This window comes from Dokdonella immobilis, assembly GCF_900115085.1.
GTDB classification, from domain to species: domain Bacteria; phylum Pseudomonadota; class Gammaproteobacteria; order Xanthomonadales; family Rhodanobacteraceae; genus Dokdonella; species Dokdonella immobilis.
This window is the reverse complement of record NZ_FOVF01000039.1, coordinates 14,708-36,697: the sequence shown is the minus strand read 5'-3', so window position 1 is coordinate 36,697 and position 21,990 is coordinate 14,708. Positions and strand designations below refer to the sequence as shown.

At 66.9% G+C, this 21,990-nt stretch carries 20 protein-coding genes; 5 read left to right on the top strand and 15 right to left on the bottom strand.

The genetic code is table 11. The annotated features are described in order from the left end of the window. Positions 1-166: 166 nt before the first annotated feature. The 3 genes from BM125_RS17955 to BM125_RS20485 are packed head-to-tail and all read right to left on the bottom strand — an operon-like array spanning position 167 to position 4,778. Positions 167-1,033 carry an XdhC family protein gene (locus BM125_RS17955; protein ID WP_092410552.1) on the bottom strand — a complete coding sequence of 289 codons (867 nt, stop codon included), beginning with the start codon at positions 1,031-1,033 and terminating at the stop codon, positions 167-169. Beyond that, on the bottom strand, positions 1,033-3,375 hold the full coding sequence (gene xdhB, locus BM125_RS20490) for a xanthine dehydrogenase molybdopterin binding subunit (protein ID WP_217647916.1): 2,343 nt from the start codon (positions 3,373-3,375) through the stop codon (positions 1,033-1,035). The genes BM125_RS17955 and xdhB overlap by 1 nt, the downstream gene beginning before the upstream one ends. After that, positions 3,372-4,778 (bottom strand): xanthine dehydrogenase small subunit, encoded by a 1,407-nt coding sequence (locus tag BM125_RS20485; protein ID WP_217647915.1) that lies wholly within the window; start codon positions 4,776-4,778, stop codon positions 3,372-3,374. The genes xdhB and BM125_RS20485 overlap by 4 nt, the downstream gene beginning before the upstream one ends. Positions 4,779-4,842: 64 nt before the next feature. Here BM125_RS20485 and uraH point away from each other — a divergent pair, with 64 nt between their 5' ends. Next, a complete protein-coding gene (uraH, locus tag BM125_RS17945; RefSeq protein WP_092410550.1) occupies positions 4,843-5,196 on the top strand; it encodes a hydroxyisourate hydrolase in 354 nt (117 codons plus the stop codon). Positions 5,197-5,235: 39 nt separating this feature from the next. Then, positions 5,236-6,429: a urate hydroxylase PuuD gene (locus BM125_RS17940; RefSeq protein WP_092410548.1), complete on the top strand. Its 1,194-nt coding sequence runs from the start codon at positions 5,236-5,238 to the stop codon at positions 6,427-6,429. 3 nt (positions 6,430-6,432) lie between these two features. On the opposite strand, the gene BM125_RS17935 is transcribed toward BM125_RS17940, so the two are convergent. From BM125_RS17935 to gspL, 12 genes are all read right to left on the bottom strand, one after another. Further along, positions 6,433-6,930, bottom strand: a complete 498-nt coding sequence (locus tag BM125_RS17935; RefSeq protein ID WP_217647914.1) for an ureidoglycolate lyase — start codon at positions 6,928-6,930, stop codon at positions 6,433-6,435. Next, the gene (gene alc / locus BM125_RS17930; RefSeq protein ID WP_245778979.1) at positions 6,927-7,931 is read right to left on the bottom strand and encodes an allantoicase; all 1,005 of its coding nucleotides are present in this window, start codon (positions 7,929-7,931) and stop codon (positions 6,927-6,929) included. The genes BM125_RS17935 and alc overlap by 4 nt, the downstream gene beginning before the upstream one ends. Positions 7,932-7,977: 46 nt before the next feature. Further along, positions 7,978-8,499, bottom strand: a complete 522-nt coding sequence (gene uraD, locus BM125_RS17925) for a 2-oxo-4-hydroxy-4-carboxy-5-ureidoimidazoline decarboxylase (RefSeq protein WP_217647918.1) — start codon at positions 8,497-8,499, stop codon at positions 7,978-7,980. Continuing rightward, positions 8,499-9,422 carry an allantoinase PuuE gene (puuE, locus tag BM125_RS17920; RefSeq protein WP_092410542.1) on the bottom strand — a complete coding sequence of 308 codons (924 nt, stop codon included), beginning with the start codon at positions 9,420-9,422 and terminating at the stop codon, positions 8,499-8,501. Before puuE ends, uraD begins: the two co-directional genes overlap by 1 nt. A 101-nt stretch (positions 9,423-9,523) precedes the next feature. Next, positions 9,524-10,315, bottom strand: a complete 792-nt coding sequence (locus BM125_RS17915; protein WP_092410540.1) for a tetratricopeptide repeat protein — start codon at positions 10,313-10,315, stop codon at positions 9,524-9,526. Next, positions 10,308-10,994 carry a Fe2+-dependent dioxygenase gene (locus tag BM125_RS17910; RefSeq protein ID WP_092410538.1) on the bottom strand — a complete coding sequence of 229 codons (687 nt, stop codon included), beginning with the start codon at positions 10,992-10,994 and terminating at the stop codon, positions 10,308-10,310. The genes BM125_RS17915 and BM125_RS17910 overlap by 8 nt, the downstream gene beginning before the upstream one ends. 56 nt (positions 10,995-11,050) lie before the next feature. Next, positions 11,051-13,414 (bottom strand): TonB-dependent receptor, encoded by a 2,364-nt coding sequence (locus BM125_RS17905; RefSeq protein WP_092410536.1) that lies wholly within the window; start codon positions 13,412-13,414, stop codon positions 11,051-11,053. Between the two features lie 54 nt (positions 13,415-13,468). Then, positions 13,469-14,614, bottom strand: a complete 1,146-nt coding sequence (locus tag BM125_RS17900) for a PepSY-associated TM helix domain-containing protein (RefSeq protein WP_175498184.1) — start codon at positions 14,612-14,614, stop codon at positions 13,469-13,471. A 450-nt stretch (positions 14,615-15,064) separates the two neighbouring features. Beyond that, positions 15,065-15,868 (bottom strand): inositol monophosphatase family protein, encoded by an 804-nt coding sequence (locus tag BM125_RS17895; RefSeq protein WP_217647913.1) that lies wholly within the window; start codon positions 15,866-15,868, stop codon positions 15,065-15,067. A gap of 3 nt (positions 15,869-15,871) precedes the next feature. After that, positions 15,872-16,639 carry a type II secretion system protein N gene (locus tag BM125_RS17890; RefSeq protein WP_175498183.1) on the bottom strand — a complete coding sequence of 256 codons (768 nt, stop codon included), beginning with the start codon at positions 16,637-16,639 and terminating at the stop codon, positions 15,872-15,874. 62 nt (positions 16,640-16,701) lie between these two features. Further along, complete coding sequence (gene gspM / locus BM125_RS17885) at positions 16,702-17,193, bottom strand: type II secretion system protein GspM (RefSeq protein ID WP_092410530.1); 492 nt, start codon at positions 17,191-17,193, stop codon at positions 16,702-16,704. After that, positions 17,190-18,389, bottom strand: coding sequence for a type II secretion system protein GspL (gene gspL / locus BM125_RS17880; protein WP_175498182.1), 1,200 nt, complete (start codon positions 18,387-18,389; stop codon positions 17,190-17,192). The genes gspM and gspL overlap by 4 nt, the downstream gene beginning before the upstream one ends. A gap of 206 nt (positions 18,390-18,595) precedes the next feature. Between gspL and BM125_RS17875 the strand changes: the two genes are divergently transcribed. Genes BM125_RS17875 through BM125_RS17865 form a run of 3 tightly spaced genes read left to right on the top strand, consistent with a single transcriptional unit; the run spans position 18,596 to position 21,878 of the window. Beyond that, positions 18,596-19,759, top strand: a complete 1,164-nt coding sequence (locus BM125_RS17875) for a PstS family phosphate ABC transporter substrate-binding protein (protein ID WP_175498181.1) — start codon at positions 18,596-18,598, stop codon at positions 19,757-19,759. Beyond that, positions 19,756-20,487 carry an HAD family hydrolase gene (locus BM125_RS17870; RefSeq protein ID WP_245778978.1) on the top strand — a complete coding sequence of 244 codons (732 nt, stop codon included), beginning with the start codon at positions 19,756-19,758 and terminating at the stop codon, positions 20,485-20,487. The genes BM125_RS17875 and BM125_RS17870 overlap by 4 nt, the downstream gene beginning before the upstream one ends. After that, positions 20,484-21,878 (top strand): leucyl aminopeptidase family protein, encoded by a 1,395-nt coding sequence (locus tag BM125_RS17865; protein WP_245778977.1) that lies wholly within the window; start codon positions 20,484-20,486, stop codon positions 21,876-21,878. Before BM125_RS17870 ends, BM125_RS17865 begins: the two co-directional genes overlap by 4 nt. Positions 21,879-21,990 lie beyond the last annotated feature (112 nt).

Sequence of the window (21,990 nt, the reverse complement as noted above, 5' to 3'; positions counted from 1 at the left end):
GGGCTTCGACCACCGATCGCGCGTTGCCGCTTCGTTGTAGGAAGCGGCTTCAGCCGCGATGCTGTTCTTCACCTGTGTCAACAACATCGGGCATGTAAGCCTCTCTTGCAGAGGACGTTGCCGAACAGGGGCGCGGGTCTGGTTGACGGCGAATGCGTTGCCGGCCTCAATAGTGCCGTCGCTCGGCGATCAGCTGGGCCAGGATGCTGACCGCGATCTCGTGCGGCGTCTCGGCATCGATATCGAGTCCCACCGGCGCGACCAGTCCACGCAGGACCTCGCGGCATCCGGGCAAGGCCTTCCGAACCTCACCGATACGCCGCCGGCTGCCGAGCATGCCAAGAAAGCGCGGAGGCCGGGCGCAAAGCACCTCGAGCGCGGCGACATCGGCATGGAAGTCGCGATTGAGCAGGACCGCCTGCACGTCGCGCCTGCCTTCGAGCAAGGAACCGAGGACGCCAACGTCGCCGGCATGCGTGTGCGCGGAGGCGAACGCCGGCTGCTCGAGGCACTCGCCACGGGCATCGAAGACGTGGATATCGAATTCGAGCCGGGCCGCGAGTTCGCAGAGGGCGGCGCCGCAGTGGCCTGCGCCGACGATCAGCAGGCGCACATCAGGCCGCGCCAGGTCCTCGACACCGGGCGCACCCAGATCGTCTGCGCCAAGCACCACGCGATCGCCACCGGCCAGCAGGTCGCGGATTGCCCGCGCGCGTTCAAGGTCTTGCGTCGACCAGCGCCGCAGCGCGATACGCATGCGACCACCGCAGACACCGGCGGACTGCGCACCGCCACCCAGGTCGATCTCGATACTGGCCTGCGTCGACGTCGATTCGAGCAGGCCTCGCGCCGCATCGAGCACGCGCGCTTCGGCCAGGCCTCCACCGATGCTGCCGAGGCTCGATGCAGCCGTCACCAGCATGCGGCTACCGCGCCGGCGCGGCGTCGCTCCTTGCGCCGCGACGACGCTGGCCAGGACCACGGCTCGATGCTCCAGCCAGCTAGCGAGCGCGGCGAACAGACGCTCGTCCATCAGGCCGAAACGGCTCCGGTCGAACCCGGCGGCTCGGGGGCGACATCGCGCACGGCCGCGATTGCGCGGAAGATCGCTTCGGGCGTTGCCGGCGAGGCGAGTTCGACCCGCGATGCGCTGCCGAACGAGGCGACCGCATCGCGCAGGGCTTCGCGGATACTCAACGCCAGCATCAGCGGCGGCTCGCCGACCGCCTTGCTGCCGAAAATCACCTGTGCCGTCGGCCTGCGTTCGCTGCGGTACAGGTCGACGCGAAAGTCCTCCGGCACCTCGCCCAGGGTCGGGATCTTGTAGGTACTCGGCGCATCGGTGAGCAGACGCCCCTGCGCATCCCGGCGCAGTTCCTCGCAGGTCAGCCAACCCATGCCCTGGACAAAGCCGCCCTCGATCTGGCCGCGGTCGATCGCCTCGACCAGGGAATCACCGACATCGTGCAGGACATCGATGCGCCGCACGCGGTGCACGCCGGTGAAGGCGCAGACCTCGACCTCGCTGACCGCGGCGCCGCAGGCGAAATAGTAGAACGGCTGTCCGCGCCCCGCTTGCGCGTCCCAGGTCAGGCCCGGCGTGCGGTAGTAACCGGTGGCGGAGAGGCTGATGCGCGCGTTGTAGGCTGCCTGTACGACGTCGGCAAAGCGCAGGCGCACGGCAGGGGCATGGCTGGCATGCACCGCGTCGTCGGCGAACACCACCGCCTCCACCGCGCAATCGAGCAGGCCGGCAGCGACCGGCGCGAGTCGGCCGAGCAGGGTTTCACACGCCGCGCGGACCGCCTGGCCGTTGAGGTCGGAGCCACTGCTGGCCGCGGTGGCCGAGGTATTCGGTACCTTGTCGGTGCTGGTCACCATGATCTGGATGCGCGCGACGTCGATGCCTAGCGTGCGGCTGGCCACGGCGAGCATCTTCGAATGCAGGCCCTGGCCCATCTCGGTGCCGCCGTGATTGAGCTGGACGCTGCCATCGGTATAGATATGAACGAGCGCGCCGGCCTGGTTGTATTCGGTCTTGTTGAAGGAAATACCGAACTTGACCGGGGTGATCGCGATGCCGCGCCGGGCATGCGCATGGGTCGCGTTGAAGTCCGCGATCCCGCGGCGGCGGGCCTCGAAATCACTGGTTTGCAGGAGCCGGCGCCACAACCGCGGAATCGGGAAGTCGTGAATGGTCTGCCCGTACGGCGTGAGGTTGCGGCCGCCCTCGGCCGTATCGCGATAGAAGTTGCGCTCGCGCACGAGCTCGGGCGGCAGCCCGAGATGACGTGCAACGCGATCGAGGATCTCCTCGCCGACCAGCATGCCCTGCGGACCGCCGAAACCGCGAAACGCGGTGTTCGACGGCAGGTTGGTCTGCGTGATCCGGCCCTCGATGCTCACGTGCGGACAGAAATACGCGTTGTCGACATGGACCATCGCACGCATCAGCACCGGCGGCGACAGATCGGTGCTCCAGCCACCATCGGCGAAAAGATGCACGCGGATCGCCTCGAGCAGGCCGTCGTCGTCGAAGCCGACCTCGTAGCGCGCGAAGAAGGGATGCCGCTTGCCGGTCATCTGCATATCGATGCTGCGCGGCAGCTTGATGCGCACCGGGCAGCCGGTCACATGCGCAGCAAGCGCGGCGAGCGCGGCATAGGGGTTGGCCTGGGTTTCCTTGCCGCCGAAGCCGCCGCCCATGCGCAGGCTGCGGCAGACCACGCGATTGGCCGGCAGGCCGAGCACCCGGGCCACGATGATCTGGGTCTCGGTCGGGTGCTGGGTCGAGGAAGTGACCTGGACGATGCCCTCGGCATCGATCTGCGCCCAACTGGCCTGGGTTTCCAGATAGAAGTGGTCCTGGCCGCCGATTTCGACTTCGCCGTGCAGCCGGTGCTTCGCCGAACCCAATGCCTTGTCGGCGTTGCCGCGGCTGACCACGGCCGGCGCCCGCAACCAGGCCTCGCGGCGAATGGCGTCGGCGAGATCGAGGCAGGCCTCGAGCGGTTCATAACGTACTTCGACCTGGGCCGCGGCCGCGGCCGCGCACGCTTCGTCGACGGCGACGATCCAGGCCACGGCCTGGCCATGGAACTGGACGCGATCGCGCGGGATCAGCGGCTCGTCGTGGACGATCGGGCCGCTGTCGTTTTCGCCCGGAATATCGGCAGCCGTGAGCACGGCGCGCACGCCCGGCATCGCGCGTGCGGCTGCGGCATCGATGGCGAGGATGCGCGCATGCGCATGCGGCGCCTGTACCGGAGCCACGCTGAGCATGCCGAGCGGCAGATGCTGCTCGTCGGTGTAGACAGCGCGCCCGGTGACATGGCCGACCGCGTTCTCGTGCCGACCTGCGGGCGAAGGTTTCACGAGCCATGCTCCGCGACGAACTGCAGGAACAGATTGGCGCAAAGGGCGCGCCGGTAGCCGGCACCGGCACGCTGGTCGCTGAGCGGCGAGAATTCCTCGCCGAGGAGGCGGGCGGCCCGGGCCAGGGTCGTCTCGTCGAGGCGGCGACCCAGCAGGAAATCCTCGACCGCGCGCGCGCGCATCGGTTTCGCCGCAACGCCGCCGTAGGCCAGGCGTGCATGCAACACCCGGCCCGCCTCATCGAGGCCGAGCGCGAACACGGCGGTGACGATGCTGATGTCGTCGCTCTGGCGCTTGGCCACCTTGTACGCAGCCGATCGCCACGCCTGCACGGGAATCCGCACGGCGACGATCAGTTCGTCGTCCTCGCGCACGGTCTCGCGGTAGCCGGTGAAGAAGGCCTCGGCGGCCACCGTGCGCCGGCCACCCGGACCTTCGAGATCGATCTGCGCATCGAGGGCGAGCAAGACGGGCAACAGGTCGCCGATTGGCGAGGCCGTGCCGAGATTGCCGCCCAAGGTCGCCCGGTTGCGCACCTGGCGCGCGGCGAACCAGCGCAGCATCTGGTCGAGCGCAGGGATTCTTCCAGCCAGGGTCCGTTCGATCGTGCCAAGGCTGGCCCCGGCACCGATGACGGCTTCATTCCCGTCGACGACAATCCTTCGCAGCGCCTCGATGCGATCGAGCGCAATCCAGGCCGTGGCATCGACGCGTCCGCGACTGAGTTCGACCCCGAGGTCGGTTGCGCCGGCGATCCAGCGCGATCCGGCATGGTTCCGCTTGAGGGCGAGAGCCGAGGCGATGTCGGTCGGCAGGAAATATCGCCCGAGCGGAGTTGCCGGCCGTTGCTCGGGCGCGCGTTGCAAGACGTCGGCAAAGCGGTCGCGACCGGGTTCCATGCCGGCCAGGGCGTGGGTCGCGCGGCGGATCGGCGCATAGCCGGTGCAGCGGCACAGGTTGCCTTCGGTCGTCGCATCGTCGAGTTCGCCGGCGTAGTAGCCGGCAAACAGGCTCATGACGAACCCCGGCGTGCAGTATCCGCATTGCGAACCCGAAGCGTCGACGAGGGCGCGCTGGACCGGATGCAGGTCGGTGCCGTCGGCCAGATGCTCGACCGTGACGATCTCGCGCCCGCTCAGCGCGCCGAGCGGCAGCAGGCAGCTGTTGACCGCCCGATAGTGGCGCCGGCCGTCGGCATCCGCTTCGACCATGGCCACCGTGCAGGCCCCGCAATCCCCGTCGGCGCAGCCTTCCTTGGTGCCTGTCAGGGCACGCCGCTTGAGCCAGCGCAGCAGCGACTCGGTGGGCGGGCTGTCGGTCAAGGCGACGCGGGCGCCATTGAGCCGGAATGCTACTTCGTTGTGCATGACCGGAATGTAGCGCAGGGCGCGACTGCCGTGCACGCGTGACAGACGCCAGGTCGCGCGTCACTATCCCGTTATCGCCACTGCCCGGTTGCCGGCCCCGATGGGAAAACTGACCACTCATGTGCTCGATACGATGCGCGGCAAGCCCGGCGCGGGTATTGCAATCGAGCTCTTTCGCCTGCATGCGGACCGTCGCGAGCTGCTCATGCGCGGCCTGACCGATGGCGATGGTCGCAGCCATGCGCCGCTGCTCGCCGAAGGCGCCATGCAGGTCGGCCTGTACGAACTCGATTTCCATGTCGGCGACTATTTCGCCACGCTCGGTGTCGCCCTGACCGAACCGCGCTTCCTCGACGTGGTCACCGTGCGCTTCGGCATCGCCGACGCCAGCGCGCATCTGCATGTGCCGCTGCTGGTCTCGCCCTACGGCTACAGCAGCTATCGGGGCAGCTGAGCCGATGCGCGTGGACCGGACAGCCGGCAAAGCCCATCGATGACCGCCTACCTGCTCGAATGCCTGGGCATCAGCCTGCGTGCGCTGCACGTGATCGCCGCGATCGCATGGATCGGCGAGTCGTTCTATTTCGTCATGCTCGATCGCGCCCTGAAGCCGGCCGCTCAGACAAACGACGCCGTGGCCGGCGAACTATGGTCGGTGCACGGCGGCGGCTTCTACCACAAGCAGAAGTATCGGGTCGCGCCAGCGCACATGCCGGCCGACCTGCACTGGTCGAAATGGAAGGCGTATACGACCTGGCTTTCGGGCTTTGCCCTGTTCTGCCTGACCTACCTGGCTTCACCATCCATCCATCTGATCGATCCGGCGGTGGCCGCACTGTCGGAGCTTACCGCGGTCCTCCTGGCGCTGGCGTTCCCGTTGCTCGCGTGGCTTGGCTACGACCTGCTGTGCCGGCTGGCCGGCTTCCGCGAACGCCTGCTCGGAACCGCGGTCGGCGGGTTCGTGCTCGGCCTCTGCTACGCCGCCACCCACCTGTTCGCCGGACGCGCCGCATTCCTGCTGGTCGGTGCCGCGATTGGCACGATCATGGCGGCAAACGTCTTCTTCGTGATCATCCCGGGGCAGAAGCGCATGGTCGCGGCGATGGCGCGCGGCAAAACGCCCGATCCCCTGCCGGGCCTGCGCGGACGCCAGCGATCGGTGCACAACACCTACCTGACCCTGCCCGTCGTCTTCGCGATGCTGAGCATCCACTACGCAGCGGCGACCGTGCATGCACAGAGCTGGCTGGTGCTGGCCCTGTTCATGCTGGCTGGCGCCCTGATCCGTCAGTTTTTCGTGCTCTGGCACGGCGGGGGCCGCGCCTGGGGTCTGCTCGCTGCAGGGTTCGCCGTGCTGCTGGCCACGTTCGCCTGGCTTGCCCCGCCGCTCACGGCGTCCGGCGCCGCGACGCCCGCGGTCAGCGCGGTTCCGGCCACCACGGCGGTGCTGCCGATCCTTGCGCAGCGCTGCGCGGCTTGCCACTCGGCGCACCCAAGCCTGATGGCCAGTGCACCGAACGGAGTCCGCTTCGACGAGGCCGCGCAGGTCGAGCGGCATGCGGCGCTGATCCATCGCCAGGTCGTGAGCCTGCGCATCATGCCACCCGGCAACCTGACCGGAATCACCGAGCCCGAACGCGACGTGATTGCGCGCTGGTACGCGGGCCGGGCCCCGAGCCTGCCCTGACGCTCAAACGCGAGCGTGCCCGACCCGCCAGGTCGTATCGAGGGTCACTTCGTCGCAATTGTGCCCTTCACCGCCTCGGTCGACGACGAGGAAATCACCGCCCCGCTCGAGCGCGATCAGCGGGTGGTGCCAGGTCCCCCGATGATAGTTGACGCCTTGTCCATGCCGGGCCAGGAAGGCGCGTGGCGCGGCATCCGGATCGGCGGCGACGACGACCACGAACGCGAGTGCCGGATCGAGCGGAACGAAGGCCTGGCTGCCGAGCGGATGGCTCTCGAGCATGACCACGTCGAATGGCAACGCGCGCGGCGCGGCACGGAAAATGCTGAGCAGCGGGTGGCCGCCGTGGCTGGCGGTATCGATATGGGCGAGGTCATCGAAGCGGGTCGCCGTGCCGGCGTTGACCATGTACCGGTCACGCGCGGAATCAGCCTCGATGAGGTCACCATAGGCTGCGAAGGCCGCGCGCGTCAGCGGCTCGACCGCGAGAGGACGGATCATCCCGGGCGGCCGAGCAGACGCAGGCGCGAGACGCCGCCATCCGGATGGATGTTCAGGCGCACGTGGCTGACGATTCGGTGGGGCTCGATCTCTTCGCGAAAGTGATGCTGTGCATCCATCCGCAAGGCTTGCTCGGCGAGCAGCACGGGCCAGAACATCGACTGCGTGACCAGGGACGCGTGCGATCCCTGGGTCACGTGCGTCGCCTGGATCGAGCAGCGGTCGGGATAGTTGCCCTTGAAGTGGGCGGTATCGACTTCGATCGACTCGACATGACCGGGACGGGCCAGCGCGATGATGCACCAGTCGTGGCCGGGCTCGCGCCGGCGCCGGGTTTCCCAGCCGTCGCCCATGTCGATGCCGCGACCGGGCAACAGCAGGTTGGAGGCCCTGCCGAAATGCTCGTTGTTGGCAGCCACGGCCGTGCCGCCGTTCAGCGCAGCGGCCAGATCGATCAGCCCGTCCGGGTTGGCGATGGCCGCTTCGAACGCCGGCGTCGCATACACGCGCAGGCGGGCGAGCCCGCCGTCCGGAAACAGATTGACGCGCACATGGCTGCAGGGTCGCGCCGACTCGATGGCGAAGTAGTGATGCCGGTTGCCGCCGAGATCGACCGCCGGCAACAGCGGAAACCAATCGGCTCCGGCATCGGGCGCATCGCCGTCGAACTGGCAACCCTCGAGCGAAGCGGCCGGCGGGAAATTGCCGGTGAAATGGCTGGTATCGAGATCCACCCCATGAACGACGCCGCGGCGGGCCAGCCTGACAATGCACCAGTCATGGCCGGGACCACGACGACGACGACTCTCCCAGCCGTCCATCCATTTGCCGTTGTCGTCGTACTTTCCAGGCACGAAGCAGGCGGGCTGGGGATCGAGCATGCGGCCCATCGCGGCAAAGAAGTCGTCGCTGCAGCGGATCGCTGCGGCGCCGAGTCGCGCATCGGCCAGGTTGACGTGGCGTCGCACGAAGTCCGGTGCGTCGGGGTCACTCGCGTTCATTGCCATGTTTTCTAGTCCTTGGCTTGCCGACGGGCGGTGCCGGCTGTCAGCGACGATTGTCGGCGACATCGACGCGCTCGGCCAGGCGGAACAGCGCGATGCGCCCGATCTGGAACAGCGCCTCGGCGAATTCTTCCTCGCGGGTGCGCGCAAGGCGCACTTCGAGCGCGGTGATGATGCTGGCGCGCGAGTGCCCGCGCACGGCGACGATGAACGGAAACCCGAATTTCGCCCGGTAGGCGTCATTGAGCGCATTGATGCGGGCGAACTCCTCCGCACTGCACTGGTCGAGTCCGGCGCCGGATTGTTCGCGGCGCGAGGCATCGGTTACTTCGCCGCGCAGGGCGGCCTTGCCGGCCAGCTGAGGATGCGCATCGATCAGGGCCTGCTGCTCGCTCTGATCGGCCGCGGCGACGGTATCGCAGAGGCAGCCGTGGAGCTGCGCCAGATCGGCGAACGGACGCGCATGCCAGGTGCGTTCGGGCACCCACGGCGAGTGCTCGAAGATGCCGACGAGGGCCTCACGAAACTCGTCCTGAGACAAGCGGTTGAGCGCGTCGAGGGTGATCACGCCGGATGCCTCTGCTTCCAGTGCCGGGCGATGTCGATGCGCCGGCAGATCCAGACCCGGTCGAAACCTGCGACATGGTCGAGAAATCGCTGCAGGCCGGCAAAGCGGCCGGGCCGTCCTAGCAGGCGCGCATGCATGCCGATCGACATCATCCTCGGCGTACGTTCGCCCTCGGCGTAGAGCACGTCGAAGCTGTCGCGCAGGTAGTGGAAAAAGTGCTCGGCGGTATTGAATCCCTGCGGCGATGCGAAACGCATGTCGTTGGCATCGAGCGTGTAGGGCACGACGAGGTGATCGCGTTCGCTGCCGTCGGCCAGGGATACCCGCGTCCAGAACGGCAGGTCGTCGCCGTAGTAGTCCGAGTCGTACTCGAACCCGCCGTGCTCGACCACCAGACGTCGCGTATTGGGGCTGTCACGGCCGGTATACCAGCCGAGCGGCGCGGTGCCGGTCAGCGCGGCATGCAATCGGACCGCCTCGGCGATGTGCTCGCGCTCGACGGACTCGGCCACGTCCTGGTAATGGATCCAGCGCAGTCCATGCGAGGCGATCTCGTGGCCGAGATCGAGACAGGCGCGGACCAGTTCCGGGTTGCGCTGCATGGCCATGGCCACGCCGAACACGGTCAGGGGCAGACCGCGCTGCTCGAACTCGCCGAGGATGCGCCAGGCCCCCACTCGCGAGCCGTACTCGTAGATCGACTCCATGCTCATGTGTCGCGCCGGGTAGGCAGCCGCGCCGATGATTTCCGAGAGGAACTGTTCGCTGCCGGCATCGCCATGCAGCACGCAGTTTTCGCCACCCTCCTCGAGGTTGAGCACGAACTGCACGGCGACGCGCGCGCCGCCAGGCCAGTCGGCGAAGGGCGGATTGCGACCGTAACCAACCAGGTCGCGCGGGTACTGTCGTGGTGAACTCATGCCGGGATCGGAGCCTTGCGGGCAGGCTGGGGTGGCCGCAGTGTCGCGATCAGTGCCCCTGCAGTGCAAGCGCAGCCGGACGGACGGCGCTGCGGGCGCCATCAAGGCGTACCCGGGCTCCCGGCTGGCGCCGCGCAACCTTTGCGAAGGCGGCGGCTGCGTCGCCGGGCCTCGTGCGCGATGGCGCGGAATTCGGCGTGGGGCGATTCCGCCAGATCGCGACCGAGGTGCTCGAGGAACGCAGGGCTGGCTGCCTCCAGGGCCCGCTCGAGCCACGCACCGGCTTCGTCCAGACGCCCTTGCCGGGCCAGCCCGTGGGCATAGCTGGCCTGGCCGCGGAAATCGCCGGCTTCGGCCGAGCGCCGATACCAGTCGAAAGCCGCGGCAGGGTCCCTCTGCACTTCCCAGCCTTCCTCGAGATAGCGCCCGACCAGGTTCATCGACTTGGCGTGTCCCTGCTCGGCCGCCTGGCGATACAAGCGCCATGCTTCGCCGCGGTCCGGCGCAACTCCGCGTCCGGTTGCGAGCAGGTTGGCGTAGTTGTACAGGCCCCAGTCGAGACCATGGCTGGCCGCCTTGCGATACCAGGCCGCAGCCAGGGTCTCGTCTACTGCCGTACCCCAGCCGAGTTCGTGGCAGCGGCCAACCATGTTCATGGCCAGCGCGTCGCCGGCATGGGCCGCCAGCCGGTACCAGTGCAGGCCCTCGGCTGCGTCGATCGGAACGCCGCGGCCTTCGCAATGGACCTGACCCAAAAGGAACTGCGCGCGTACATCGCCGGCCTGCGCGGCGCGGCGCAGGCGCGACAGCGTCGCCGCCGGATCCTTCTGCCATTCCGACAGCAGGCGCCAGCTATCCCAGCGCTCCGGTCCTGCGGGTCCGCGATCAGACATCCGACCACTCGCGCAACAGGTTGTGATAGACGCCGGTCAGCGCAAGCAGTTCGGGCGCCCCCGGAACGCGCGCCGTGAGTTGCTGGATGGCCAGATCGAGCTCGAAAAGCTGGCGCCGCCTGGATTCCGAGCGGACCAGGCTCTGGATCCACAGGAATGAGGCGATACGCGCACCGCGGGTCACCGGCCTGACCCTGTGCAGGCTCGAACCCGGATAGAGAATCAGGTGGCCTGCCGGCAGCTTGACCTCGTGGGTGCCGTAGGTGTCTTCGATGACCAGTTCGCCACCGGCATAGTCGTCCGGTTCGCTCAGGAACAGGGTCGCGGAAAGATCCGTGCGCAGGGGAACGGCCGGCTGCTGGCGGCGATCGTAGCGGATCGCATTGTCGACATGCAGGCCGAACGCCTGGCCACCCTGGTAGCGGTTGAACAGGGGCGGATAGAGCGAACGCGGCAGCGCCGCCGCGAACACGGTCGGGTTGCGGGTCAGTGCGGCGCATACGAGTGCGCCCAGTTCGCGCGCGAGCGGGTCGTCCTCGTCAAGCTGGCCATTGTTCTTGGCCTGCGCCGACTGGTAGCCGGCGGTCCTGCGGCCATCCTGCCAATTCGCGTCGGCCAGGCGTTCGCGGCATTGCGCCAGTTCGCCCGCGTCGAGTACGTCCGGTACATGGACCAGCATGAGGAATCCTCCGTATTGCCTGTCCGGGGCCCGGCATCCAGCCGGGACCGGCGGGCTCAGAACCTGAAATTCGCCGTCAATTGCACAGTCCGTCCGGGAGCCGGGGTCGCGTAGTGCACCGGGTAGGCCTTCGTGTAGTAGGTCTTGTCGGCAAGGTTCTGCACATTCAGGCGCAGCGCGAGCCGCTCGGTGGCTTGCCAGCGTGCCATCGCATCGAAGCGCCAGTACGCCGGCACCCCGTACTCGGTCAGCATCCCATCGGACGGATTGACCCGGAAGCTGCCGACGACATCGTCGACGAAGAAGGCGCCACCGGCGAGCGTCCATCGCGGATCCAGTTCGACACTGCTCCAGACACTGAAGCTGTTCTCGGGCGTATTGGCCAGGCGCGTTCCATTGGTCGGATCGGCCTCGCCATTGACAAAGCCGTTGTCCACCAGCCTGCCCTGCATATGGGCGTAGCCGGCAAAGACGCTCCAGATCTCGGTCAGCTTCCCGCTCGCCGACAACTCCACGCCGCGCACTCTCGACTTGCCGATGTTCTGGTAGCTGCCGTCCGCATCGAGCTGACGCGCATTGGTCTTTTCGGTCTGGAACAGATCCGCAGTGACCGCCACGCGCTCACCGAACAGGTTCCACTTCAGGCCCAGTTCGAGGTTGCGCGTCTTCTCCGCATCGAGGTCGGTGATGCTGACCGGGTTGGACTCGCGGCCTTCACCCACGAAGCTGCCGGGCGGTGTTGCCGAGGTGGCATACGACAGATACACGCTGCCCTGCTCGACCGGCTTCCAGACCAGGCCGACCTGGCCGCTCGGATCAGTCGAGGTGCTGCGGTGATCCTCGGTGATCTTCGGTCCGGAATAGCCGCGTGGGCAGACGGCACCCGGCAGCTCCGGGCAATAGGTGATCGGCGCGCGGGTCGAGAAGCGGTCGATGCGCAAGCCGACATTGACCTGCCATTGATCGCTGAGGTGCACGGTATCGAGCAGGTAGAGCGCCGCCGTGTCAGCGGTCGTGCGCACTGGAGCGTTGGCACGCTCGATACTGGCCGGGGTAAAGGTGCCGGTTGCGGCATCGTAGGTACCCGGGACCCACGGATCGTTCGGATCCGGATCGGCCAGGCTCGTGCAGTTGTAGTAGGACGGCGCGCCGATGTCGAGCAGGCCGCATGCGGTAGCGGCGTTGATGTTAGGTACGACATAGCTGTCGCGCACCGATTTTTCGCTGGCCAGTTCAAGCCCGAGGTTGAAGACGTTGCGCACGCCGCCTGTATCGAATGTGCCGGAGAGATCGGTCTGGTTGATCGCGCTGACCGTGTTGCCGGCGCGCGAATTCACCCGTCGCCAGACTTCGCCATTGATCACGTTGCCCTGGTTGTCGTCGGGCTGGCTGACGATGTAGTCCTGGCGCGAACGCCCGTAGCGGGTCGTGTTGCGCAGCGTTGTCCCGCCGGCGAATTCATGCCGCAGCTGCACCGTGCCGATGTTGACATCGGTCTCCCGGAAGTCGCGGTCGAGCAGGCCGTAGAAGTTGTCGCGGTCGCCGCCATTGTCCGGGCGCACCACGCGAACACCCGCCGGCAAGGCGTTGCTGCCGTAGCGGTACGGGATTCCCGCCTCCGGCGTCTCGTCGGTATCGAGGTGATAGAAGCTGATCGTCGCCGAGGTCGGGCTGTCGAGACCGAGGGTCAGCGACGGCGCGAAGCCGAAACGCCGGCTGTCGACCGCATCGCGTCCGGCCACGCCGGCATCGTGGCCGAGGACATTGATGCGAAGCGCGGCGTTGTCGCCGAGGGTGGCGTTGCTGTCGAGGGTCGCGCGACGGTATCCGGCGTTGCCGATGCCGACCTCGACATCGGTGAACGATCTTGCCATCGGCGCCTTGGTCACGAGATTGATGCTGCCGCCGCCGTTGGAACGTCCGCTGTAGATCGAATCGGGGCCCTTGACCACTTCGATCTGCTCGATACCGAAGGTTTCGCGCGACTGCGCACCAGCGTCGCGCACGCCATCGACAAAGATCGACCCCTGCGCGTCGAAGCCCCGCAGGTAGGGCCGATCCCCCTGCGGATTGCCGCCTTCGCCAGCGCCGAAGGTGATGCCGGGAATCAGCCTCAATGCATCGACGAGGTCGGTCGTGCCGATGTCGTCGATCAGGGCCTCCGGCAGTACCGAGACCGAGCGCGGCGTGTCCAGCAGCGGTGCGGTGAACTTGCTCGAGGTCGGCTCGCTGACCGCATATCCCTTGACTTCGACACTGTCGAGTTCGCGTGCGCTGCCCTGCCCGATGTCCGGCGTCTCTGGCGGCACGGCGTCGGCGAGCGCTGCCGCAGCGGAGGATGCGAACACAGTCCCGAGGGCGGTGGCGGCGAGGATCCGGGGACGGGACCGGGTCGTGGTGACACAGGCGCGAATCGACATGGGGAATCTCCTGGTGGCGACGTTTCTGGAATGCGGTGGTTAATGGTTTGGCGTTCAGTTAGTTGTTCCGGCAGACCTCGCAGCGGCCTCGTTGACGAGGACGCGACGGCCGGCCATCTGCTGAATGGCCCGACGTCGTCGCAACCACCAGAGCCAGAGTCCGCTGAGCGCGAACAGCGGCATCAGCAGTGAGGCCAGCGCCATCAACACGCGTCCGGGCGCACCGAACCAGCTACCGGAGTGGAGCGGAAACAGCGCGGCCACGAAGCGGCGACCTGTCGGCTGGTCGCGGTGAAGCTGCCGTTCAGTGGCGAGGCCGGTTTCCCGGTCGATGCGAAGTGTGTCCCAGGCCCGTTCATGGGCGCTTCGCGAATCCTGATAGCGGATCTCCACCGTCGCATCCTTGTCGCCGGGCACACGCAGATTGGCTCGTGTCGCCTCAGGCGCGAGTGAACGGAACGCAGACCAGGCCTGCGACACCGAAGGTGTTGCGCCGCCGCTGTCCACATTCTCGGCAGGTCGGCGCATCGGCCCCTCGACACCGGCGAGACCGTTGATCAGGTTGCGGTAGCCGTCATAGGACCACCAGAGTCCGGTCAGCGCGGCAAGCAGATAGGCGGCCAGGACCCAGGTGCCGACGACGGCGTGCAGGTTCCAGAGCAGGGCGCGTCCGCGCAGGCGCAGATTCGGCTGCAGCCAGGCCGACACGGAACCGGGTCGGCCGGGCCAACGCAGATAGAGGCCGCTGACAATGATCAGGACCAACAACGCCGTGCTGGCGCCGACCAGCTGCTTGCCGACGGGGCCGGCGGCCAGCCTTCGATGCAGGTCCTCGGCAAGGGCCAGTGCCTCGGCGCCGCGCTCCGCACCCAGTATTTCGCCGCTGTAGGGATTCACCGCCACGGCGATCCCGCGATCGCGCCCGGCGGACAGGCGCACGCGCACGGGCCGATCGTCACCGTCCCAACTCAGGCTGCGTGGCTGAAGCGTGGGCGCGGTCGTTGCCGCGTGCGCAATCCAGGCGTCGGCCGATAGCGCCGGTCGACCTTGGGCCGGCGTCTGGTAGGCCGGGTTGAGCCAGCTGAGCAGTTCGGCTTCGAAGCCGATCATGGCTCCCGTTGCGCCGACGATCGCGAGTATCACGCCTGCCACGACGCCTGCCGCCCAGTGCACGCGGAACAGGATTCGACGGGTGATCAAGCGGGGCGGCGCCGGGCGAGTGGGATTGATTGGCATGACAGGCTTCTCTGGAAGCCCGTATTCAAACCTAAATGCGATTGATTCGCAACTACATTAAATTTGCCGATGGACAGGCTTCCCGGACAGGCGTCCGGTTCGCCGCGCGCGCATCCATCCATGCCAGCGACGCCACGAACCGCGGGCGCAACCTCCACGGCGCTCGACTGCGTGCAGATTGCTGCGCGTCGACACCGGCAGACTGGTCAATGATCAAGTCGGCACGGCCAGGAGAATGCGCTCCCGCAGGCCTCTCCCAAAAGGCCGGTTTCAGTGATCAAAAGGGGGATTCAGAAGACCGGCCACCCACCTGGTGCCTGGTCCGGACGACCCGCCTTCACTTCGCACCTGTCGCAAGACCTCTGAATGCCATGACGCCCGCGCTACCCGTCGCGGCCGCGGTTCGGGTAGCGCCTAGGCATTGAACAGGCCCAGCGCCTGCCGATGCAGGGCCGGCGGACCCGCCAGCGCGCTCGCTGCATCGAGGTCGACATCAGTCCCTTCCAGCGTCGTGAAGACCCCGCCCGCTTCGCGCACGATCACGACCAGCGCGGCGATATCGAGGATATTGAGATCGGATTCGATGACCAGGTCGATCGAGCCCTGGGCGAGCAGGTGGTAGTGAAGGAAATCGCCATAGCCACGGATCCTGCCGACGCGGCCGACCAGCGCACCCAACGTCTCCCAGCGCCTGGGTTGTCGCGCCATCGACTTGAGGTTGCCGGTGGAAATCGCCGTCATGGGTCCGAAATCGGCGGTATCCGAAACGCGAAGAGGTCGATTCGCATGCAGGGACGAACGCAGGAACGCGCCCCCGCCATGGATCGCCCAGGCCCGTTCGCCATACTCGCCCGCCGCCGACACGCCGAGCACCAGGCGACCGCCGTGCATCAACGCGATCTGGGTCGAGAACATCGGATAGCCGCGAACGAACGACTTGGTGCCATCGATCGGGTCGATCAGCCAGAGGAATTCGCTGTCGCCTTCGCGTCCGAATTCCTCGCCGAAAAAGGCATGCTCGGGAAACGCTGTTCCGAGCACCTGCTTGATCGCCAGTTCGGCCTCGCGATCAGCCTCGGTAACCGGCGTGGCGTCAGCCTTGGCATCGACCGAAAAATCACTGGCCCGGTAGCGCGCCCGGATGATGCCTTCGGCTGCGTCGGCGGCGGCATGAGCGACGCTCAGGGCGTGCTCGAGAAAGCGGACGTCGGTGGCCATCGATCAGAACAGCTTGAACAACTGGCCGGTGATCAGCAGATGCGAACTGCCATCGGCCTGCAGTTCACCGATATAGCGCAAGGCTTCCTGCACGCGTGGGTCGTCGTTGCGCGCGGACAGGAATGCTTCGGCCTGGAATCCGGTCGCGGAGATGCCGAAACTGCCGTTGACCTCGAGGTTGCCCTTGCCATCGTCGGCCACCGTGCCACCGATGCTGCCGTCGGGCCGTGAGGCGAATTCGGCGATGATGTCGGAAAAGCGCGCCTCGGCCGTGCCCGTGACACCAGCATCGGTCCAGCGCGCATCGCCCCGGGCGTCGGTCAACATCCCGTTGGACAGGGTGGCCTCGGCAAAGGTCCCGGTGACCGTTCCGAGCAGCTTCAGCGAGGGCAGGTCGAGCGCGGGCGAAAACAGGGATGCCGGAACCCGGAAGCGAACGTCGCGTGCCGTCAGGCGCCCGTCTGAACCGCGTTCGACCAGCCCGGAAGTGTCGATATCGGCACCACGGATGCGCAGGTCGGCGTGCACGCTGCGCGTCAACAATGGCGCCTTGTCGATGCGCCAGTCGAGTTCCCCGAGATCACGGCCGAATACGCTGACCCCATCGGCGTGGCCGTCCCAGACCGTGCCGCGAATACCCACGAGGGAGACCGGGCCAAGCTTCGGTGCCAGGTAGCGATAGGCAACATCCGCCGGCATCGTCCAGGCGACGACACCGATGATGACGACAAGCAGCGCGAGCAGGGCGAACAACCATTTGACTATTTTCATCATTGGATTTCAGGGTTCAGTAATTGGCCCGACGCTGGCCGGGATGCGGGGCCGAGGCCCGGTCAGGGAATGTCTTCGAGGGTCACGCGGGCATTCACGAGCCCGCTCGCATCAACCCGGTCCGCGGAAAAATCGCTGATCTGCACACCGTAGTCACGGGCCAGATCCTCCATCCAGGCGATCAGCGAGTCGAACGATGCGAACTCGAAGCTGGCGCGCACGCTGCGCGCGCCAACCGGCTCCAGGCGCTTGAGCACTCCATCGAGTCCGGCACCGCGTGCCGTGACGTCGGCCAGCGCCAGCAGCGACTTGCCCTGGCGGTCGGCGCGCGACCGCACGCCGGCATTGCGCAACTGCTCCACTTCGGCCTGGGCCACACGCATCGAGGCGAGATCACGGCGTGCACCGTCGAGTTGCTCGCTGAGCAGCGCCCGGCGCATGGCCAGCGGGTGCCAGACGAACGACCAGACCAGGAAGATGGCGACGACAACGGCGCCGATCAGCAGCACGCGCCGGTCGCGTTCGGACAGTCCGTTCCACCAGGCGGAGATCATGGGCCCTCCCCTCGAATGCGGATGCGGCCATCGACCCCGGACTCGACTGGCACTGACGCGGTCACTTCCGCGGTCAGGCCAGGAATCGCAGCGAACTGCTCGCGCATGCTGTCCAAGGTGGCGACATCCGGCGATCGCAGACCGACCTCGAGGATACCGTTGCGAAATTCCAGACCGCGCACCTGAGTGCGCGTGGTGCGCCCGAGGACCGGGGCGATCTGTCCGAGCAGGCGCAACAGGCCACCGGCCTCGTTGCCGCCGCGAAGCCGCTCGAGCCGATCGCGCATGACGCTCGCTGGCGCCCGCGTGCGCTCAGCCGCGCCGAGATCGGGAAACGCCTCGGTGAGGCTGGCCGACATCGCCGCATCGACGCGCTCGACGCTGCGTGCCATCTGGCCAACCTCGATGCCGCGCTGGATGAATGCGGTGAGGAGAATGGCCGCGGCAAGAACGGCCGCCCTGCGCCACCAGCGTACCCCGCGTGCCTGGCGATGCCCCGAAGCGAATTCGCCGCCGAGCAGGTTGACCGGCGGCATGCGCAGATGTCGCGCAAGAAAGGCCAGCGGATCACGCTGACCACTGTGGTAGGCACTGATCCGCCCGGCCAGCGGCAAAGGTGGCGCGGTGCCGAAATCGTGGATTTCCAGCGCGCGCTCGATACCGGCGGCCCGGGCCTGGGCGATCCAGGCCGGAAATTCGCCGCTGGCGCAGCTGATCGCCGTCCATGGATCGAGGCGTGCTGTGGCATGCCCCTCGTCGATGATCGCGCAGGCACTTTCCGGTCCAATCGGCAGCGCCATCGATTCCGGGATCAGGACATCGGCACGAATCCCGAATGCCTGCAACTGGTCGAGCCACGCGCGCATGCGCCGTTTGCTGACAACGGCGACGCCGACCATGCCGTCATTGCCGCTGCGGATCGCAAAATGCTGCTCCTCGATCGGCCCGAGCAGTTGATCCTCGACCGCGAATGGCACCGCCTGCTGCAATTGCGCGGCGCTACGTGCGGTAATCCGGGTCTGGATCAGCAATACGTCTTCGGCCGGAACGAGGACGACCAGTTCGCCGGCAGTGCCAAGAACCGCCGATGGGGGTGCCCCTTTCTGGCTCGAGGACAGCATGCGCCCGTCCGCCGACTGGCGCAGCCAGGTGAGGCTTCCAGAACGGTCGAGACGAAGCAGAAGGCGATCGGGCATTCGGAAAATCCTTGAAATCTGGTCGATTGTACGAGAACCACGCGGCCTGCCGGAAACCCGCCGGGCAGAAGATCGTATTCCTGGCCCAGCCAGGAAGCCGATTGGCTCACACTCGGACCCGCCCACCAGTCGCATGATAGAGTCCTGTCCCGACCCGATGCCGCTCCAGATTGATCCCGCCTATGCGTTTCCCAGTTCCCGATCCAATGCGCGCCCTGACCGCGGCAGTCCTGTTGCTGGCATTGTTTTCCGTGCCGGCAGTGGCCGACTCGAGCGCGCCCGCCAAGGCCGGAGCGACCGCAGCCGCGACGCGTCCCGCCGCGCACGCTCGTTCGAATTCGCCCTCCGCGAGCCAGCACCGCATCGTCTGGCGCGGCGACATCGTCTCGGCACGTGGCTTCACCAACGACCTCGTCGATGCATTTCGCAAGGAACAAGGGGGCGTGCTGACCGTGCAGCCGTTCAGCACCGTGTCGGGAATCGATGCGGTCATCGACGGCAGTGCCGATGTCGCCGGCAGCGCGCGGGCCATGCATGACGAGCGCGATGCCGAGCGCGGCCTCATTTTCCAGCCAATTGCCCTCGACGCCATCGTGCCGGTCACCCACCCGAAGAATCCACTGGGCAATATCACGCTCGCGCAGCTGCGCCAGATCTACCTGGGTCGAATCAGCAACTGGAAGGACCTCGGTGGCGCCGATGCACCGATCAACCTGTATTCGATTGCAGCACCACTGGATGGTGTCGAGTTCAGCTTTCGTCGCCTGCTCTACCGGCATGGCGATCAGCGCATCGCCGCGCCCCGCCTCTACCTGAACACGGCAAAGCTCGAGGAGGCGATCGCCATTGATCCGAACAGCCTCGGCCTGACCACACTTTCCAGCAGCTTTGCCAACAAGTCCCTGAAAATGCTCTCCGTTGAAGGCATCAGTGCATCGAGCCAGAGCATTGCAGACGGCAGCTATCCGCTCTTCACCACGCTCTATGTGGTGCAGAAGGAAGATGCGCCGAATCGCGCTGCGATCGATGATTTCGTCGTATTCCTCAACTCGCCGACCGCACTTCAGAGCATGCGTCGACACCAGCTCGTGCCATATTCCGAAGCGGGCGATGTCTATGGCCGGGACGGCACGCGCCTCGCCTTCATCGACTCGGCCATCGTCGAGGTCACGCCGGCTGACGTCGCCGCCATGCCACGGGCGCGGGAAGTACCTCCACCGATGTCGGCGCCGCGCGCCACGCTCGAATCCAGCATCAGTTTTGCACCCGGATCCGAAAGCACGCAGAAGGCGCGCAGCAACCTTTCCAGGGCAAAACAAGAGCAGTCCGAAGCCGCCGAGGAAGCACGTCCCCCCTCGAATTCCAATTGAACGCGACTGCGGCCGACGTGGAAATTCACGCGATATCGCTGGATCTGGACGATACCCTCTGGCCGATCGGCCCTGTCATTCAACGCGTAGAGCAGAGCGTTGATGTGTGGTTGCGTGCGAACTGCCCCGAAGTCGCAGCGGCCTGGCCGGTGGAATCCCTGCGCCGGCTGCGTGACCAGGTCGCCGAAGAGCATCCCGAGTTGTCGCACGACTTCGGTGCCCAGCGCCGCTTGACCCTGCGCCGGGTCTTCGAGCCGTTCAACATGGGCGAGGACTGGGTCGAACGGACCTATCAGGTCTATGTGCGCGTGCGCAACGAGGTCGAGTGCTATGCAGACACGACTTCAGCCCTGGCCGCCATGGCCGCGCGGGTGCCCCTGATCAGCATTTCCAATGGCACCGCCGACCTTGCCCTGATCGGTCTGCACGAGCATTTCCGGTTCAGCGTCAGCGCCGGCGAGATCGGCGTGGCCAAGCCCGATCCGGGCATCTTCCTGCATGCCTGCGAACGCCTCGGCGTCGCTCCGGAAAACGTGTTGCACGTCGGCGACGACCCGCTGGCCGACGTCGTTGGCGCCCGCGAGGCCGGAATGCGCAGCGCCTGGCTGAACCGGCACGGCTCGGCCTGGACCCACGAGGCATCCCCGGATCTCGTCGTCAACGATTTGAACGCCCTGTCCGAATGGCTTGCGGCGCACACGGCCAGTCGGGACAATCCGAACCCATGACCCCGACTCCGATCGACGCCTGGATCCGTCCCGACGAATCCGTTTCCGCCATTCCCCTGGTCCTCGTCGACAGCAGCGAATTCGAAGCCACGGTGGCATCGCTCGGCGATGCGGTCCGGCGCGCCTGCGTCGCGAACGGATTCCGCGGCGAGAACGGTCGCACCCTCGGTGTCACCCTGGCCGATGGCGAAGAATCGATCATGCTGGCCGGCTGCAACCGGCGTGACGGCCTGTTCGCCCTGGCCTCGCTTCCGGTGCGCCTGCCCGAAGGCGATTACCGGCTCGATCCACGCGGCATCGCCCTCGAACCGGCGCAGGCCGCGCTCGGCTGGGCGTTGGGCGCCTATCGCTATACGCGCTACCGGAAACCGACGCGGCCCGCAGCGCGACTGCTCGTCGATCAGGACGTCCGCGCACGCATTGGCAGCCAGGCCGAAGCAGCCTACCTGACCCGCGACCTGATCAACGCGCCAACCCAGGACATGGGGCCGGCCGAGCTTGCCGCCGCGGTCCGCGCGCTGGCCGAACGGCACGCTGCGAACTATCGCGAATGGGTCGGCGACACCCTGCTCGAAGACAATTTCCCGACCATCCATGCGGTCGGTCGTGCCGCCGCCAATGATCGCCAGCCGCGCTTGGCCATGCTCTCACATGGCGCTGACGACGCCCCGCACGTGGTCCTGGTCGGCAAGGGCGTGTGTTTCGACACCGGCGGCCTCGATCTGAAGACCGCGGACGGCATGCGCTGGATGAAAAAGGACATGGGTGGCGCTGCCCATGCGATCGCCCTGGCCGGTCTGCTGCTCGATGCGCGCCTGCCGATCCGCCTGACCTTGCTCATTCCCGCCGTCGAGAATGCCGTTGCGGGCAATGCATTCCGACCCGGTGAAGTGATCCGGACCCGGGCCGGACTCAGCGTCGAGATCGACAACACCGATGCCGAAGGCCGCCTCGTGTTGTGCGATGCGCTGGCCTATGCCAGCGAACTCAAACCCGACCTGATCCTCGACTTCGCAACCCTGACCGGCGCCGCACGCGTCGCCCTGGGCGCCGACCTGCCGGCCCTGTTCTGCAATCGCGACGAGATCGCCGAAGCCCTGCTCGCGGCCGGCACGAAAACCCAGGATCCCCTCTGGCGCATGCCACTCTGGCGCCCCTACCTCACCATGCTCGATTCCTACATGGCCGACCTGGCCAATTCGGGATCCTCGCGTCACGCAGGCGCCATCATCGCGGCCCTGTTCCTCGAGCGCTTCGTCCCCGAGTCGACGGCCTGGTGCCATCTGGACGTCTATTCATGGAACGACACCGAACGCCCCGGCCGACCGCGCGGCGGCGAGGCGCAGGGACTGCGGGCCTATCTGGAGTTTCTCAGGCTGCGCTACGGATAGGGATTCGGGATTGGAGATTCGGGATTCGGGATTCGAAAGCAGGATTCCGTTGGCCGTCTGGTTGACGCCGTAGCGGGCGACTTTAGATTCCCGACAACTGCGGCGGCCGCGT

Bases quoted from the DNA above. Each gene is read 5' to 3' on its own strand.
- BM125_RS17895 (WP_217647913.1), bottom strand. From the start codon at position 15,868: ATGGCCACCGACGTCCGCTTTCTCGAGCACGCCCTGAGCGTCGCTCAT.
- BM125_RS17875 (WP_175498181.1), top strand. From the start codon at position 18,596: ATGCGCGCCCTGACCGCGGCAGTCCTGTTGCTGGCATTGTTTTCCGTG.
- puuE (WP_092410542.1), bottom strand. From the start codon at position 9,422: ATGAGTTCACCACGACAGTACCCGCGCGACCTGGTTGGTTACGGTCGC.
- gspL (WP_175498182.1), bottom strand. From the start codon at position 18,389: ATGCCCGATCGCCTTCTGCTTCGTCTCGACCGTTCTGGAAGCCTCACC.
- gspM (WP_092410530.1), bottom strand. From the start codon at position 17,193: ATGATCTCCGCCTGGTGGAACGGACTGTCCGAACGCGACCGGCGCGTG.
- alc (WP_245778979.1), bottom strand. From the start codon at position 7,931: ATGAACGCGAGTGACCCCGACGCACCGGACTTCGTGCGACGCCACGTC.
- BM125_RS17890 (WP_175498183.1), bottom strand. From the start codon at position 16,639: ATGAAAATAGTCAAATGGTTGTTCGCCCTGCTCGCGCTGCTTGTCGTC.
- BM125_RS17955 (WP_092410552.1), bottom strand. From the start codon at position 1,033: ATGGACGAGCGTCTGTTCGCCGCGCTCGCTAGCTGGCTGGAGCATCGA.
- BM125_RS17935 (WP_217647914.1), bottom strand. From the start codon at position 6,930: ATGATCCGTCCTCTCGCGGTCGAGCCGCTGACGCGCGCGGCCTTCGCA.
- uraH (WP_092410550.1), top strand. From the start codon at position 4,843: ATGGGAAAACTGACCACTCATGTGCTCGATACGATGCGCGGCAAGCCC.
- BM125_RS17940 (WP_092410548.1), top strand. From the start codon at position 5,236: ATGACCGCCTACCTGCTCGAATGCCTGGGCATCAGCCTGCGTGCGCTG.
- BM125_RS17905 (WP_092410536.1), bottom strand. From the start codon at position 13,414: ATGTCGATTCGCGCCTGTGTCACCACGACCCGGTCCCGTCCCCGGATC.
- BM125_RS17910 (WP_092410538.1), bottom strand. From the start codon at position 10,994: ATGCTGGTCCATGTACCGGACGTACTCGACGCGGGCGAACTGGCGCAA.
- BM125_RS17915 (WP_092410540.1), bottom strand. From the start codon at position 10,315: ATGTCTGATCGCGGACCCGCAGGACCGGAGCGCTGGGATAGCTGGCGC.
- BM125_RS17865 (WP_245778977.1), top strand. From the start codon at position 20,484: ATGACCCCGACTCCGATCGACGCCTGGATCCGTCCCGACGAATCCGTT.